At 70.1% G+C, this 15,249-nt stretch carries 14 protein-coding genes; 4 read left to right on the forward strand and 10 right to left on the reverse strand.

Going from position 1 to position 15,249, the window contains the following annotated elements; all coding sequences use genetic code 11:
* Window positions 1-47 precede the first annotated feature (47 nt).
* Window positions 48-731, forward strand: a complete 684-nt coding sequence (gene pdxH / locus OHA11_RS19550) for a pyridoxamine 5'-phosphate oxidase (protein WP_266498089.1) — start codon at window positions 48-50, stop codon at window positions 729-731.
* Between the two features lie 80 nt (window positions 732-811).
* Here the strand turns inward: pdxH and OHA11_RS19555 are convergent, their stop codons facing one another.
* The 8 genes from OHA11_RS19555 to OHA11_RS19590 form a co-directional block, all read right to left on the reverse strand.
* Window positions 812-1,450, reverse strand: a complete 639-nt coding sequence (locus tag OHA11_RS19555) for a TetR/AcrR family transcriptional regulator (protein ID WP_266498091.1) — start codon at window positions 1,448-1,450, stop codon at window positions 812-814.
* On the reverse strand, window positions 1,438-2,172 hold the full coding sequence (locus tag OHA11_RS19560) for an enoyl-CoA hydratase family protein (protein WP_266498092.1): 735 nt from the start codon (window positions 2,170-2,172) through the stop codon (window positions 1,438-1,440). Before OHA11_RS19560 ends, OHA11_RS19555 begins: the two co-directional genes overlap by 13 nt.
* Window positions 2,169-3,761: a 4-coumarate--CoA ligase family protein gene (locus OHA11_RS19565; RefSeq protein WP_266507297.1), complete on the reverse strand. Its 1,593-nt coding sequence runs from the start codon at window positions 3,759-3,761 to the stop codon at window positions 2,169-2,171. Before OHA11_RS19565 ends, OHA11_RS19560 begins: the two co-directional genes overlap by 4 nt.
* Before the next feature lie 56 nt (window positions 3,762-3,817).
* The gene (locus tag OHA11_RS19570) at window positions 3,818-4,984 is read right to left on the reverse strand and encodes an acyl-CoA dehydrogenase family protein (RefSeq protein WP_266498094.1); all 1,167 of its coding nucleotides are present in this window, start codon (window positions 4,982-4,984) and stop codon (window positions 3,818-3,820) included.
* A 108-nt stretch (window positions 4,985-5,092) separates the two neighbouring features.
* A complete protein-coding gene (locus tag OHA11_RS19575) occupies window positions 5,093-6,964 on the reverse strand; it encodes a biotin carboxylase N-terminal domain-containing protein (protein ID WP_266498096.1) in 1,872 nt (623 codons plus the stop codon).
* A gap of 8 nt (window positions 6,965-6,972) precedes the next feature.
* A complete protein-coding gene (locus OHA11_RS19580; RefSeq protein WP_266498098.1) occupies window positions 6,973-8,580 on the reverse strand; it encodes an acyl-CoA carboxylase subunit beta in 1,608 nt (535 codons plus the stop codon).
* Complete coding sequence (locus OHA11_RS19585) at window positions 8,577-10,415, reverse strand: acyclic terpene utilization AtuA family protein (RefSeq protein WP_266498100.1); 1,839 nt, start codon at window positions 10,413-10,415, stop codon at window positions 8,577-8,579. Before OHA11_RS19585 ends, OHA11_RS19580 begins: the two co-directional genes overlap by 4 nt.
* Window positions 10,412-11,224: a TIGR03084 family metal-binding protein gene (locus OHA11_RS19590; protein WP_266498102.1), complete on the reverse strand. Its 813-nt coding sequence runs from the start codon at window positions 11,222-11,224 to the stop codon at window positions 10,412-10,414. The genes OHA11_RS19585 and OHA11_RS19590 overlap by 4 nt, the downstream gene beginning before the upstream one ends.
* A gap of 211 nt (window positions 11,225-11,435) precedes the next feature.
* Between OHA11_RS19590 and OHA11_RS19595 the strand changes: the two genes are divergently transcribed.
* The gene (locus OHA11_RS19595) at window positions 11,436-12,203 is read left to right on the forward strand and encodes a class I SAM-dependent methyltransferase (protein WP_266498105.1); all 768 of its coding nucleotides are present in this window, start codon (window positions 11,436-11,438) and stop codon (window positions 12,201-12,203) included.
* A 253-nt stretch (window positions 12,204-12,456) separates the two neighbouring features.
* Here OHA11_RS19595 and OHA11_RS19600 read toward each other — a convergent pair whose 3' ends face one another.
* Both OHA11_RS19600 and OHA11_RS19605 read right to left on the reverse strand, forming a co-directional pair.
* The gene (locus tag OHA11_RS19600) at window positions 12,457-12,717 is read right to left on the reverse strand and encodes a hypothetical protein (RefSeq protein ID WP_266498107.1); all 261 of its coding nucleotides are present in this window, start codon (window positions 12,715-12,717) and stop codon (window positions 12,457-12,459) included.
* Window positions 12,717-12,917, reverse strand: coding sequence for a hypothetical protein (locus tag OHA11_RS19605; protein WP_266498110.1), 201 nt, complete (start codon window positions 12,915-12,917; stop codon window positions 12,717-12,719). The genes OHA11_RS19600 and OHA11_RS19605 overlap by 1 nt, the downstream gene beginning before the upstream one ends.
* 173 nt (window positions 12,918-13,090) lie before the next feature.
* Here OHA11_RS19605 and OHA11_RS19610 point away from each other — a divergent pair, with 173 nt between their 5' ends.
* Both OHA11_RS19610 and OHA11_RS19615 read left to right on the forward strand, forming a co-directional pair.
* On the forward strand, window positions 13,091-13,837 hold the full coding sequence (locus tag OHA11_RS19610) for a DUF6879 family protein (protein ID WP_266498112.1): 747 nt from the start codon (window positions 13,091-13,093) through the stop codon (window positions 13,835-13,837).
* 12 nt (window positions 13,838-13,849) lie between these two features.
* Window positions 13,850-14,701, forward strand: a complete 852-nt coding sequence (locus OHA11_RS19615) for a helix-turn-helix transcriptional regulator (protein WP_266498113.1) — start codon at window positions 13,850-13,852, stop codon at window positions 14,699-14,701.
* The last annotated feature ends 548 nt before the right edge of the window (window positions 14,702-15,249 follow it).

The raw sequence follows: 15,249 nt of genomic DNA on the forward strand, positions 1-15,249 counted from the left end.
AGTGACGAAGGCCACGCTCGCGGGGTGCCCCTCTGGCGCCTTGCGGAATGCGGCAGGATGGCCGTGTGACCGACCGTGATCCCGTCCTCGACCCCGCGTTGATGCGCAAGCACTACCGGGCCGAGGGACTCGACGAGACCGAGCTGGCCGACCACCCGATGGAACAGTTCGCGCGCTGGTTCACCCAGGCCGCGACCGATGGCGTGGTGTACGAGCCGAACGCCATGGTCGTCTCCACCGCGGACGCCGAGGGGCGGCCCAGCTCCCGCACGGTGCTCCTGAAGCAGTACGACGAGCAGGGCTTCGTCTTCTTCACCAACTACGAGTCCCGCAAGGCGCGCGACCTCGCCGGCAACCCGTACGTCGGGCTGCTCTTCCCGTGGCACGCGATGGCGCGGCAGGTCATCGTCAGCGGTACGGCGCGGCGGACGGGGCGGGACGAGACGGCCGCGTACTTCCGTACCCGTCCGCACGGGTCCCAGCTCGGGGCGTGGGCCAGTGCGCAGTCGTCGGTGATCTCTTCCCGGGCGGAAGTGGATGCGTCGTACGCCGAGTTGGCCGCCCGCTATCCCGAGGGCGAGCAGGTTCCGGTGCCCCCGAACTGGGGCGGGTTTCGCATCGCGCCCCGGACGGTGGAGTTCTGGCAGGGCCGGGAGAACCGGCTGCATGACCGGTTGCGGTATGTGGCTCAGGAGGACGGGTCGTGGCGGGTGGAGCGGCTCAGCCCTTAGTCCTTAGCCACCCTTGGCCACCCTTGGCCACCCCGAGCCCTGAAGCCGAGGAACGGCCCCCGCCCAATGGACCCTCCGCCTCAGCCCAGTACCCCGTCCAGGATCGTCGACCACTGGCGTACCACGCCCTCGCGGCGGGTGCGGTCGTCCGTGAGGAGGTTGGCGAGGCCCAGGCCTCGGGACATGTCGAGGAGGCCCTGGACGGTTTCTCGGGTGCCGGGGCGGGATTCGTCGGCGTGCAGGAGTTCCACGGCTATGCGGTGGGTCTCGCGGCCTACGCGGGCCTCCAACTCCGTTACGCGGGACCCTAGTTGATCCTCGTTGGAGGCGGCGACCCAGAGGTGGAGGGCGGCGCGGAACAGGGGGCCCGTGTAGAGGTCGACCAGGGCGGCGACGACCGCGTGGCGGTCCGTGGGGCCGTCGGGGAACAGGGCGCGCAGGGCGGTGGAGCGTTCCTCGGCGACGTACTCGACGGCGGCCGTGAAGAGGTCCTCGCGGGTCGGGAAGTGGTGCTGGGCGGCGCCCCGGGAGACGCCGGCGCGTTCGGCGACGACGGAGACCGTGGAGCCCGCCCAGCCGTGTTCGGCGAGGCAGGCGACCGCGGCTTCGAGGAGCCGCTGCCGGGTGGCCCGGCTGCGGTCCTGTTTGGGTACGCGCTCGACGAGCGGCGCACCGTTCACCGCGCCGCCCGTCGTCGCGCCACCGTTCACCACGCCCATGAGGGATCCCGTCGTTCGAGGAAGGCCGTCATTCCCTCGCGGGCCTGCGGGGAGGAGAACAGCCGGGCCGAGAGCGCGGTCAGGTCGGCCGCGTCCCGGTCGAAACTGTCCAGCACCTTAGCCGTGAGCAGCCGTTTCGTCTCGGCCAGTCCGTCCGGGGAGGCCCGGCGCAGTCCGTCGAGCACGGGCGCGAGTACGTCGTCGGCGTCCTCGCCCGCCGCCGTGACGAGGCCGATCCGGGCGGCTTCGTCCGCGTCGAACTTCTCCCCCGTGAGGTAGTAGCGGGCCACCGCGCGCGGGTCGAGGCGCGGCAGCAGGGACAGCGAGATCACGGCGGGGGCGACCCCGATGCGTACCTCCGTGAAGGCGAACGTGGCCTCCTGGGAGGCGACGGCGATGTCGCAGGCGCCGAGCAGTCCGAGGCCGCCCGCGCGCACATGGCCGGTGACGCGGGCGACGACGGGTTTCGGCAGTTCGACGATCTGGCGTAGTAGGGCCACCAGGACGTCCGGGTCGGGCGGATCACGCAGGTCCGCGCCCGCGCTGAAGGTGTTTCCGGTGTGGGTGAGGACGGCGGCGCGTACGTCGCCGTCCTTGCCGCACTCCGTGAGCGCGTCCGCCAACTCCCCCACCAACTGGGCGGAGAGGGCGTTGCGCCGCTCGGGCGCGTCGAGCGCGAGGGTGGTGATCCCGCGCTCGTGCGACCGCCGTACCACCGTCATGCGCGCTCCCTCAGTTCCCGTGGTTCCCGTGGTTCCCGCAGTTCCCGGCGCAGGATCTTGCCGGAGGCCGCCCTGGGCACGCCCGCGAGGAAGACGACCTGCCGGATCTTCTTGTACGGGGCGACGCGCTCGGCGACGTACGCCATGACCTCGTCCTCGGTGAGGTCCGCCGCGGTCGGCTGGCGCTGCACGTACGCGTGCGGCCGTTCGTTGTTGTCGCTGTCGTAGACCCCGATGACGGCGGCGTCGGCGATGCCCGGGTGGGTGAGCAGGAGTGCCTCCAGTTCGGCGGGGGCCACCTGGAAGCCCTTGTACTTGATGAGTTCCTTGACCCGGTCGACGACGTACAGCCAGCCGCCCGCGTCGACGTGTCCGACGTCTCCGGTGTGCAGCCAGCCGTCGGCGTCGATCATCGCGGCGGTCGCCTCGGGGCGGCCGAGGTAGCCCTTCATGACCTGCGGTCCGCGGATGAGGATCTCGCCGCGCTCGTCGACGCCGACGTCCTTGCCGGGGTCGTCGAGGGAGATGATGCGCATTTCCGTGTTGGGGATGAGTTTTCCGACGCTTCCGGGGGGCGGGTTCACGCTGTCCCGGGGTACGGCGTGCGTGCCGGGCGACAGTTCCGTCATGCCGTACGCCTGACCGACGGGCGGCAGCCCCAGCCTGCGCGAACAGGCCTCCGCCAGCTCGGCGTCCAGGGGGGCTGCCGCGCTGATGACGTACTCCAGGGACGACAGGTCGTAGCCCTCGACGGCCGGGTGCTTGGCGAGGGCGAGGACGATCGGCGGGGCCACGAAGAGGCCGGTGATCCGGTGTTTCTCGATGGCCGCGAGGAACGTTTCGAGGTCGAAGCGCGGCAGGACGACGACCGTGGCACCCTGCCGGAGGGGCGCGTTCATGAGGGCGGTGAGCCCGTAGATGTGGAAGAACGGCAGGACCGCGAGGATGCGGTCGCCGGGCCCCATCGGCATGGTGGGCGACAGCTGCGCCAGGTTGGTGGCGATGTTCCGGTGGGTGAGCATCACGCCCTTGGGGGTGCCGGTCGTCCCGGAGGAGTACGGGAGGGCCGCCACGTCCTCGGCGGGGTCGATGTCGACCTGCGGCTCGGGGGCCGTGGAGCCCAGCATGTCGAGCAGCGAGCGGTGTCCGGGTGCCTGGTCGCAGACGAAGATCTCCCGTACGCCGCCCGCGAGTTCGGCCGCCGTACGGGCCGTGTCGAGGAGCGGTGACACGGTGACGATCCACTCGGCGGCGCAGTCCCGCAGCTGCTTGGCGAACTCGTCGGGCGTGGCGAGCGGGTGCACGGTCGTGACCGACGCCCCCGCGCGCGTGGCGGCGAAGAAGGCCGCGGGGAAGGCGACGGTGTTGGGGCTGTGCAGCGCCAGCACGTCCCCCTTGCGGACGCCGAGGTCGGCGAGTCCAGCGGCTATTCGCCGGTGGAACGCGTCGAGTTGGGCGTAGGTGAGGGTCATTCCGTCCACGCCGTCGATCAGCGCGGGCGTGTCGCCCCGGGAGGCGGCGCGGCCCAACACCGCCTCGTGTATGGGTTCTTCGACGGCGGGGACGTCTTCGTACGCGCTGCGGAACACCATGGCGGGCCCTTTCCAGGAGCCGGAAGTTGCCGGAAGTCGTAGAGGAGATAGTGCTAGTAGGACTTCGGCAGGCCCAGGGTCTGGTGCGAGACGTAGTTGAGGATCATCTCCCTGCTGACGGGGGCGATCCTGGCTACCCGGGATGCCGTGATGAGGGACGCGAGGCCGAACTCGCCGGTCAGGCCGTTGCCGCCGAGTGTGTGTACGGACTGGTCGACCGCTTTCACACAGGCTTCGCCGGCCGCGTACTTGGCCATGTTGGCGGCCTCTCCGGCGCCCGCGTCGTCCCCGGAGTCGTACAGGAGGGCCGCTTTCTGCATCATCAGACGGGCGAGTTCGAGGTCGATGTGGGCCTGCGCCAGGGGGTGGGCGATGGCCTGGTGGGCGCCGATCGGCTCCCTCCAGACGGTGCGTTCGCGGGCGTAGGTGACGGCCCTGGAGAGGGCGTAGCGGCCCATGCCGATCGCGAAGGCGGCGGTCATGATGCGCTCGGGGTTGAGGCCCGCGAAGAGCTGGAGCAGGCCCGCGTCCTCGTCGCCGACGAGTGCGTCGGCGGGCAGGCGTACGTCGTCGAGGGTGAGCTCGAACTGCTTCTCCGCGCCGTGCAGTTCCATGTCGATCCGTCGCCGCTCGAAGCCGGGCGCGTCGCGCGGGACGATGAACAGGCAGGGCTTGAGCTTGCCGGTGCGGGCGTCCGCCGTCCGGCCCACGATGAGGGTGGCGTCGGCGATGTCCGCTCCGGAGATGAACACCTTGCGGCCCGTGAGGAGCCAGTCCGTGCCGTTGTCCGCGCGGCGGGCGGTTGTTGTTATTCGGTGGCTGTTGGAACCGGCGTCGGGTTCGGTGATGCCGAAAGCCATGATGCGGGTGCCGTCGGCCAAGGCCGGGAGCCAGTCCTGCTTTTGGGCCTCTGTGCCGAAGCGGGCGATCACTGTGCCGCAGATGGCCGGGGAGACGATCAGCATGAGGAGGGGGCAGCCCGCGGCGCCCAACTCCTCCAGGACGATGGAGAGTTCGGCTATGCCGCCGCCTCCGCCTCCGTATTCCTCGGGGAGGTTGACGCCGAGGTAGCCGAGTTTGGCCGCCTCTGACCAGAGTTCGTCGGGGTAGGTGCCCGCGGCGATGACCTTGGTGAGGTAGTCGTGGCCGTAGCGGGTGCCGAGGGCGGCTACGGCTGCGCGGAGGTCCTTCTGTTCGTCTGATTCGAGGACTGTTGTCATTGGGGGCTCCTCAGGGGGAGGGAGGTCTTGTTGTGTGGAGGGTGCGGGTTGGGTGTGGCTGGTCGCGCCCACGCGGCGGAGCCGCATGATCGACACAGCCCCGCGCCCCTATAGGGGCGCCTCTTGCTGGACGACCGCCAACAGGGCACCCACCTCGACCTGCTGCCCTGGAGCCGCGTGCAGGGCCGTCAGTGTTCCCGTGGTCGGGGCGGTGATTTTGTGTTCCATCTTCATTGCTTCCAGCCAGATGAGGGGGTCTCCGGCCCGTACGGCGGAGCCCGTGGTCAGGCCGTCGGCGATGCGGACGACCGTGCCGGGCATGGGGGCGAGGAGGGAGCCGGGTTCCTGTTGGGCCGTGGGGTCCGGGAAGCGGGGCAGGACGGTGAGCGCGGTGGTGTTCACGTAGACGCGGTCGTCGTGGCGGGTGACGTCGAACTTCCGGCGTACGCCGTCGATTTCGAGTACGACGAGATCCGCGGCGGTGGTCAGTACGCGGACGCCGTCGGCCGTCAGGCCCTCGCGGGTGTGGTGGTAATGGACCTCGTGTTCGTCGGCCGGCGAGGCGTAGCGCTTGGTCTGGGGCTGGGAGGGCAGGTTGCGCCAGCCGCCGAAACGGGAGCGGCCGTGGGCGTCCGCGAGGGCGGCGGCCAAGGGGGCGTACGGGTCCGGGGCGGCCGTGGTGAGGTCGGCCAGGTGGCGTTCGTAGAAGGCCGTGTCCATCCGGGCCGTCGTGAACTCCTCGTGGCGCAGGGAGCGTACGAGAAGGTCGCGGTTGGTGACCGGGCCGTGGATCGTGGCCCGTTCCAGGGCGCCTGCGAGGCGGCGGATGGCCTCCGCGCGCGTGGGGGCGTACGCGATGGCCTTGGCGAGCATGGCGTCGTAGTGGACGCCGATCGTGTCGCCGTCCTCGTAGCCGGTGTCCAGGCGGACGCCGGGTACGGAGAGGCGGTGCAGGGTGCCGGTCTGCGGGGCCCAGTCGTGGGACGGGTCCTCGGCGTAGAGGCGGGCCTCGACCGCGTGGCCGGAGGGCGGCGGCGGGTCGCCGTCCAGAGGCGCTCCCTCGGCGACGCTCAGTTGCAGGGCGACCAGGTCGACGCCGAACACCGCCTCCGTCACCGGGTGTTCGACCTGGAGGCGGGTGTTCATCTCCAGGAAGTGGACGTCGTCCCCGGAGACCAGGAACTCGACGGTGCCCGCGCCCGTGTAGGCGATCGTGCGGGCGGCGGCCGTCGCCGCGGAGTGCAGGCGCTGTTCGACACCGGGGGCGAGGCCCGGCGCGGGGGCCTCCTCGATCACCTTCTGGTGGCGGCGCTGGAGGGAGCAGTCGCGGGTGCCGTAGGCCCACACGGTGCCGTGGGTGTCGGCGACGATCTGCACCTCGACATGGCGTCCGTGCTCGACGTACGGCTCGACGAAGACCGTGCCGTCCCCGAAGGCGCTCTCGGCCTCGGCCGACGCGGCCGTCAACTCGCTTTTCAGGTCGGCGAGTTCGCGGACGATCCGCATGCCGCGGCCGCCGCCGCCCGACGCCGCCTTCACCAGGACCGGCAGATCGGCCTCGGTCACCGCGTCGGGTTCGAGGGGGGCGAGCAACGGCACCCCGGCGGCCGTCATCAGCTCCTTGGCGCGGGTCTTGGAGGCCATCGCCTCGATCGCCTCGGGCGGCGGGCCGATCCAGACCAGGCCCGCGTCGAGGACGGCCCGCGCGAAGTCGGCGTTCTCGGACAGGAAGCCGTACCCGGGGTGCACGGCCTCCGCGCCCGCGGCCAGGGCGGCCTTCACGATCAGCTCGCCGCGCAGATACGTGTCGGTGGGCGTCGCGCCCGGCAGGCGTACCGCGGTGTCGGCCACGCGCGCGTGGAGGGCGTTTTCGTCCGCGTCCGAGTACACGGCGACGGTTCGGATTCCCAACTCACGGCAGGTGCGGAAGACCCTGCAGGCGATCTCGCCCCGGTTGGCTACCAGCAGACTCGAAATCATGGGACCTCTCACATCCGGAAGACGCCGAAGCCGCCGCGTGCGCCCTCGTAGGGCGCCGTGTGGATCGCGGACAGGCACAGGCCGAGGACGGTGCGGGTGTCGCGGGGGTCGATGACCCCGTCGTCGTACAGCCGCCCGGACAGGAACATCGGCAGGGACTCGGACTCGATCTGCTGCTCCACCATGGCGCGCAGGGCGGCGTCGGCGTCCTCGTCGTACGGCTGCCCCTTCGCGGTGGCGGACTGCCGGGCGACGATCGACAGGACGCCCGCGAGCTGCTGGGGGCCCATGACGGCGGACTTGGCGCTGGGCCAGGCGAAGAGGAAGCGGGGGTCGTAGGCGCGCCCGCACATGCCGTAATGGCCCGCTCCGTAGGAGGCGCCCATGAGCACGGAGAGGTGGGGGACGCGGCTGTTGCTCACCGCGTTGATCATCATCGCGCCGTGCTTGATGATGCCGCCCTGTTCGTACTCCTTGCCGACCATGTAGCCGGTGGTGTTGTGCAGGAAGAGCAGCGGGATGTCGCGCTGGTTGGCCAGCTGGATGAACTGGGCCGCCTTCTGGGACTCCTCGCTGAAGAGGACCCCTTGGGCGTTCGCCAGCACTCCGATGGGGTAGCCGTGGAGCGCCGCCCAGCCGGTGACCAGGCTGCTCCCGTACAGCGGCTTGAACTCGTCGAAGTCGGAGGCGTCGACGAAGCGCGCGATCACCTCGCGCGGGTCGAAAGGCGTGCGCAGATCCCCGGGCACGATGCCCAGCAGCTCGTCCTCGTCGTACTTGGGCGGGGCGGCCGGGCCGGGATCGCCGTACGCCTTGCGGTGGTTGAGGCGGGCGACGACGCGGCGTGCCTGCCTCAGGGCGTCCTGCTCGTCGACGGCGAAGTGGTCGGCGAGGCCCGACACGCGCGCGTGCATCTCGGCGCCGCCCAGCGACTCGTCGTCGCTCTCCTCGCCGGTGGCCATCTTGACCAGCGGCGGACCGCCGAGGAAGACCTTCGCCCGCTCCTTGACCATGATCACGTGGTCGGACATGCCGGGGATGTACGCACCGCCGGCGGTGGAGTTGCCGAAGACGACGGCGACGGTCGGGATACCGGCGGCGGACAGGCGCGTGAGGTCACGGAAGATCGCGCCCCCGGGGATGAAGATCTCCTTCTGGGAGGGCAGGTCCGCGCCGCCGGACTCGACGAGGCTGATGCAGGGCAGGCGGTTGGCGAGCGCGATGTCGTTCGCCCGGAGGGCTTTCTTCAGGCTCCAGGGGTTGCTGGCGCCGCCGCGCACGGTCGGGTCGTTCGCCGTGATCAGGCACTCCACGCCCTCGACGACCCCGATCCCGGTGACGAGCGAGGCGCCGACGGTGTACTCGGGGGAGGCGCTCCCCCAGGCGGCGAGCGGCGACAGTTCGAGGAACGGCGTGTCGGGGTCGAGGAGCAGCTCGATGCGCTCGCGGGCGAGCAGTTTGCCGCGCCCCCGGTGCCGGGCGACGTACTTCTCGCCGCCTCCCGCGAGGGCCTTCGCGTGCTCGGCGCCGAGCTCGGTGAGCTTGGCGAGCATGGCTTCGCGGTGGGCGGCGTAGTCGGGGGAGGCGGTGTCCAGGGCGGACGCCAGGACCGTCACAGCAGGACCTCCGGGATGTCGAGGTGGCGGGAACGCAGCCATTCGCCGAGGGCCTTGGCCTGCGGGTCGAAACGGTGCTGGGCGGCGACGCCCTCGCCGAGCACTCCCTCTACTACGAAGTTGAGGGCGCGGAGGTTGGGCAGGACGTGCCGTACGACGGTCAAGTCGGCTGTCTCCGGGAGGAGTTCGCGGAACCGGTCGGTGGTGAGGGTGTGCGCGAGCCATCGCCAGGCGTGGTCGGTACGGACCCAGACGCCGACGTTGGCGTTGCCGCCTTTGTCGCCGCTGCGGGCTCCGGCGACTAGGCCGAGGGGGGCGCGGCGGGTCGATCCCAAGGGTGGGGGTTCGGGCAGCGGGGGTTCCTCCAGCGGCTCCAGTACGCGGGTGCCGTGGGCCGACGTCACATGGACCCGGCGCCCGTCGTGGAGGACGGCCATATGGTCCACATCCCCATGAGGGACGTACACATCCTCGAAGACCCCATAGGGGGAGCCCTTTCCCGGTGGCGCCATCACATGGAATCCGGGATAGCTGCCGAGCGCCAGCTCGACGGCGGCTCCGCTGAGAGTCCGGCCCACCGCGTCCTGGTCGGGGTCGCGCACGACGAGCCGGAGGAGGGCACTGGCCGTCTCCTCGGTGGGCGCGTCGGGGTGGTCGGTGCGGGCCAGTTCCCACCGCATGTCCGCCGGGCGGGACTTCGCCGCCATGAGCGCGGTCTCCAACTGGACCCGCGCGAACGCGGCCTTCTTCTCGATGTCGAGCCCCGCCAGGACGAAGACGACCTCGTTGCGGAAACCGCCGAGCCGGTTGAGCCCGACCTTGAGGGTGGGAGGCGGAGCCTCCCCGTGCACACCGTCGATCCGTACCCGGTCGGGGCCCTCCTGCGTGAGCCGGACCGAGTCGAGGCGCGCGGTGACGTCGGGGCCCGCGTACCGGGCGCCGGACGTCTCGTACAGGAGTTGGGCGGTGACCGTGCCGAGGTCCACGACGCCGCCGGTGCCGTCGTGCTTGGTGATGACGCTCGTGCCGTCCTCGTGGAGCTCGGCGACCGGGAAGCCCGGGTGGTGCAGGCGGGCCGGGTCGTGTTCGGCGAAGAAGGCGTAGTTGCCGCCGGTGGCCTGCGTGCCGCACTCCAGGACGTGCCCGGCGACGACGGCACCCGCGAGCCGGTCGTACGCGTCGGGCGCCCAGCCGAAGTGGGCGGCGGCCGGGCCCGTGACCAGGGCGGCGTCGGTGACCCGGCCGGTGACGACGATGTCCGCGCCTTCGCGGAGGCAGGTGGCGATGCCTTCGCCGCCCAGGTAGGCGTGCGCGGCGAGGCTCTTCGGGTGGCGTGCGGTCAGGTCGTCGCCCTCGACGTGCGCGACCCGTGCCGGGATGCCGAGCCGCTGGGCCAACTCCCGTACGGCATCGGCGAGTCCGGCCGGGTTCAGGCCGCCGGCGTTGGCGACGATCCGTACGCCCTTCTCGTGCGCGAGGCCGAGACACTCCTCCAACTGCCGCAGGAAGGTGCGGGCGTAGCCGCCGGCCGGGTTCTTGAGGCGGTCGCGGCCGAGGATGAGCATGGTCAGTTCGGCGAGGTAGTCACCGGTCAGGACGTCCAGGGGGCCGCCGCTGAGCATCTCGCGCATGGCGTCGAACCGGTCACCGTAGAAGCCGGAGGCGTTGCCTATGCGGAGGGGGTGGGGGGCGGAGGCGGGTGCGGAGAGCGGCGCAGGTCCGGTCGTGGGGCCGGGCTCAGGACCGGCCGCGGCCCCGGGCACAGAGCGCGGCGTGGCCCCGGGCACAGAGCGCGGTGTGGCCCCGGGCACACGGCCGGGCGTCGAGTCGGTCATGCCGTGGTGGCTCCCTTCGGTTCGCGGCCGGTGCCCGGTGGCCCCGCGAAGGCCTGTGCGATGTCCAGCCAGCGGTCGGCATCGGGCCCGTGCGCCCGTACGGCGAGGTCGGTGCGGTGGGCCCGCCGGGTGACGAGCAGGCAGAAGTCGAGGGCGGGGCCGGTGACGCGCTGGGCGGCGTCCTCGGGGCCGTACGTCCACAACTCGCCGGAGGAGGGTCCCGAGGGGGGTGAGGTGAGCTCGACACGGAACTCCTCCTCGGGCGGGGCGAGCCCCCGCACCCCGAAGGCGAAGTCCCTTGCCCGCACCCCGATGCGCGCCACATGCCGCAGCCGGTCGGTGGGTGGCCTCATCACATGCAACGTGTCGGCGATGTCCTGCCCGTGGGCCCAGGTCTCCATGAGTCGGGCCGTCGCCATGGAGGCGGCGGACATGGGCGGCCCGTACCAGGGGAAACGCACCCCTGTGGGTGCCGCGCACAGCGCCTTGTGCAGGGCGTCGCGCCCCGCGCGCCACTCGGCGAGCAGCCGTGCGGGCGGCAGCCCGGCCCCTGCCTCGGCACCCTCGTCGACGAACCGGTCCGGGGCGGCGAGCGCCTTCTCGACCTCCCCCGCGAACGCCTCCAGGTCGGTCACCGCGAGCAGCGCCGAACGGTCGGTCCAGGTGAGGTGCGCGATCTGATGGGCGACGCTCCAGCCGGCCGCCGGGGTCGCGAGCGCCCAGGTGTCCTCGCTCAACTCCCCTACAAGCCGGTCGAGTTCCTCGCTCTCGTCGCGCAGATCGTCGAACACAGGCGTCAGGTCGGTCACGATGCGCTCCCCTCGGGCACGGCGGTGTGCGACGCGGTGTGCCCAGGAGCATGGCAGCGCCCACAGAAACAAGCAAGCGTGCTTGCATTGTTGAAGCGGGGATGGCCTATACGGCCGGTATGGATGCCTGTACGGATTCCCGAAGGCATGCCGGGTCGGCGACGGCGAAATTGGCACGCGTGGGCAGGGACCCCCGCAGTACGGTCTGCCGGTGGCAGACGACGAGGACGGCTACTTCGGAGAAACCATCGCGGCGACGTACGACGAGTCGTCGGCGGAGATGTTCGAGTCCCGCGCCGTGGACCCGGTCATCGACGTGCTGGCGGCGCTGGCCGGTGACGGCCGGGCGCTGGAACTGGGCATCGGGACGGGCCGCATCGCGTTGCCGCTCGCACGACGCGGCGTCGCGGTGCACGGCATCGACATGTCCCGGGCGATGGTGGCGCGGCTGCGCGCCAAGCAAGGCGGCGAAGGTGACGGCGACGCCGACGCCGACGCGATCGATGTGACGATCGGCGACTTCGCGACGACGAGGGTGGACGGCACGTTCTCGGTCGCGTATCTGGTCTTCAACACGATCATGAACCTGACGACACAGGCGGAACAGGTCGCGTGTTTCCGCAACGTCGCGGAGCACCTGGAGCCCGGCGGAACGTTCGTCATCGAGGTCGGAGTCCCCGACCTGCGCAGGCTTCCGCCCGGCCAGAGCGCCGTACCGTTCCACACGAGCCCGACGCGATGGTCGTTCGACCTGTACGACGTGGCGACCCAGGGGATGAGTTCGAACTATGTGGAGGTCGTGGACGGCCGCGGCTCGTACTGGTCCGTCCCTTTCCGTTACGTGTGGCCCGCGGAGCTCGACCTGATGGCCCAACTGGCGGGGCTACGGCTGCGCGACCGGTGGGACGGGTGGACCCGGGAGCCGTTCACCAACGAGAGCGAACAGCACGTCTCGGTCTGGGAGAAGCCCGCCGACTGACGACGCCGAGACCTGAACCGCCAGTCCCTGCCGCCCGTTCCGGGGGCCGGCGCCCAGACCTCCTGCAAGTTCTGGCCCTCAGGTGGGTATCAGTCTGTCCCCAGGAGCAGCTCATCACCGGCGGGGAATCGGGCCGCACCACCCTCCTCCCAGGTGACCACAATGGCCACCCCACCCAGCGGACCCCGGGCGGTCGTCGTGGTTTTGACGGTGCGCCACATGCCTTCGTAGCCGATGACGTCACCCGTGCCGATCAAGGCCGCGCGCTTGGTCGGGACACCTGAGGGCTCTCGACGGGGTGGATGCTGTCCAAAGGGACGTCCCACTCGATGCCACCTCCTCTCGGCCGCACGAACGCGGTCCGGCTACCGACGCGCCCGGTGCCCTTGGCGCGTTCCTCGATCACGCCGACCAGTTCGCCGGTCCGGTCGTGCACCGTATCCTCGACGAACGTTCCCGCCGGGTACGGCAGTTCGCCGTGGCTGAGCATCGTTGAGGGCTTCTCGTTTCCCATTACTTGCGGCCCCCTCGCCGAAGCGCTCGCGCCAGGCGGTCCGCCACATCGGCGCGCACACGCCCCAGCTCAACGAGCCGCAGTTGAGGGGATGCAGGGTCGACCCTCAGCGAGGGCAACACGATCCCGACCTCGGTCAGTGCTGCTCTCAGGGACTCGGCAGCCGTGTACGGGTCGACGTCCGGTTTCTTCGTAGTCATGAACGGAACGCTAGAAGTGGGGGGTTGGCGGGCGATATGCTGTTTTCTCGAATTTGCTCGACGAGTGATTCGGATTGCTGGTGTTTTCACCTATGCCCTGCCGCAACCCGTGGTGCCGTGGTGGAGCCCCGACCATGCTGATTGGATCAACACTCCTGGAAGGGAGAGCGTCCATGGCTCGTCAGTTGCGCTTCACCGGCACAGACAGCAAGGTCGACGGTTGCCCCGCCCTGCACACGGATGAGGGAACCGGCGAGATCATCGTTCAGGGCACGCCCGTCACCGACCCCGGAGACCTCGCGCAGCTTCAGCACTTCGGGCCGGACGAGGCAGCGGTGGTCGTGCCGCGCGAACTGCTCGTGAACTGGGGACCGAAGGAGATGGAGCGGGTGCCAGAGCTTGTCGACCGGGCCACTTTCCGGCGTCTCTTCGAGACCTTCAAGCACACCGCGTGGCGTCTGGAGACGCGCCGCGGTTACGCGTCGGACCGACAGGACCCCGACTTTCAGGCGTTCCTGGCCACCGGTTCGTCGCCCTGCGACCTCAACGACCCCTGGTTCGTCAACATCAAGGCCCAGACGGACGCAGGCAAGACGGTCGGCCGGGTCCGCATCGCCGACAACCCACCCACCACGGAACAGCGGTTCCTGCTCGACTACGCCCGGCACAACGCCGCTGTCGGCGAGGACATGCGCTACCTGTGGCGCGAGGACGCGACTGGTCTGCCCACCGAAGACTTCTGGATTTTCGACTCGCGTTTGGTTGCCCTGCTGCACTTCGATGAGGCCGACAACCTGTTGAACATCGAGCTGATCACGGAACCGGCGGAGGTCGTGCGGTACGCCGTCGCGCGCGACGCGGCGGTGCACCAAGCCGTGCCGTTCGACCAGTTCGCCGCACAAGTGGCTGCGATCGAATAGCGCGCGTGACCGGTGAGCACTGACTATCAACAGGCACGGGCGGCACTAGGAACGCGGCTGCGTGAACTCCGCTTCTCGTGTCCCGGTGGTCGGCTCACCGGTCAGCAACTCGCGCAGCGGCTCGGCTGGCCCGGCTCCAAGGTCAGCAAGCTGGAGAACGGCAAGCAGACGGCTACCCCCGAGGACCTGCGGGCGTGGGCCGACGCGGCCGAGCGGCCGGGTGCATACCCCGAACTCGCCGCCCGGCTGGCCGGGTTCGAGTCCCACATCAGGTCATGGCGCAGGGCCCTGGCGAACGGCTTCAAGCCGCTGCACGAGGGACTGAGTGCGGAGATCGACCGCACCTCGGAGATGTGGATCTGGGAAGAGTCGGTGATCGCCGGACTGTTGCAGACCCCCGAGTACGCGCGCCACGTCATCCAGCGCTATGCGGAGTTGCTGGGCGGAGCCGGCGACATTGAGGACGCCGTGCGCTCTCGGGTGCAGCGACAGGAGTGGCTGTACCGCCCTGGTCACAAGCTGCACGTGCTGATGTGGGAAGCCGCGTTGCGTTCACTCATCTGCCCTCCCTCGGTGCTTGCCGCCCAGCTCGACCGTCTCACGGGCCTGATCGGGATGGACACGGTCGAGCTTGGCATCATCCCGTTCACGGCATCCGTCAAGATCGTGCCTGCGAACGGCTTCTGGGTCCTTGATGACCGCCTGGTCGTCGCCGAAGACTGGCACGCCGAGCTGTGGTTGAACGACGCCGAGAACATCGCCTTGCACTCGAAGGTGTGGAAGACCCTGCGCGAGTCGGCGGTGTACGGGGCTGACGCCCACAACGTCATCAACGCGGCGCGACGTGCGCTGAACCCACGTTGAAGCGCTCGGCGTGCCCTACTGACCGTGTTTCCGGTAGGGCCGGGCGTGGGGAGTCTGTACGTCGTGCATCTCTTACACATTGAGGTCTGGATCGGCGACGGGTGGCAGCGGGTCGTGCGGCTCGATGGCAAGGCGGACTACAGGCCGCCTGAACGCGGAAGCTGGGACGACGACTTGATGCATGAGTTGGAAGCGTTCCTGACGGCCAACCCAGAGAAGTTCTGGGTCGAGACTTCCGGTGAACCTCACGGGGGTGCTATTCGGTTCGGAGATGCCCCGGCTGTTCCGATTGCGTCCGGCCTGACGGCGAAACCCCGGCGAGCGGGCTGACGCTGTTTCTGCGAGTTCAAAACACGCCGAGCGACGTCAGCACCAGCAGGCACAGCGTGAGAGTGCCGCCGAACGTGCGGCCCCGAAGAACGCATGCCCCTTGGGGTGTCGGGCTTGTGGATGACACGAGCAGCCACAATGCCGACGATGATGGAATTCAGGGCACAGACAACGACCATCAGCACCTTGATACCGAGACAGACTTCACCTTCCGATAA

The sequence above is a fragment of the Streptomyces sp. NBC_00878 genome (assembly GCF_026341515.1).
Lineage (GTDB): Bacteria > Actinomycetota > Actinomycetes > Streptomycetales > Streptomycetaceae > Streptomyces.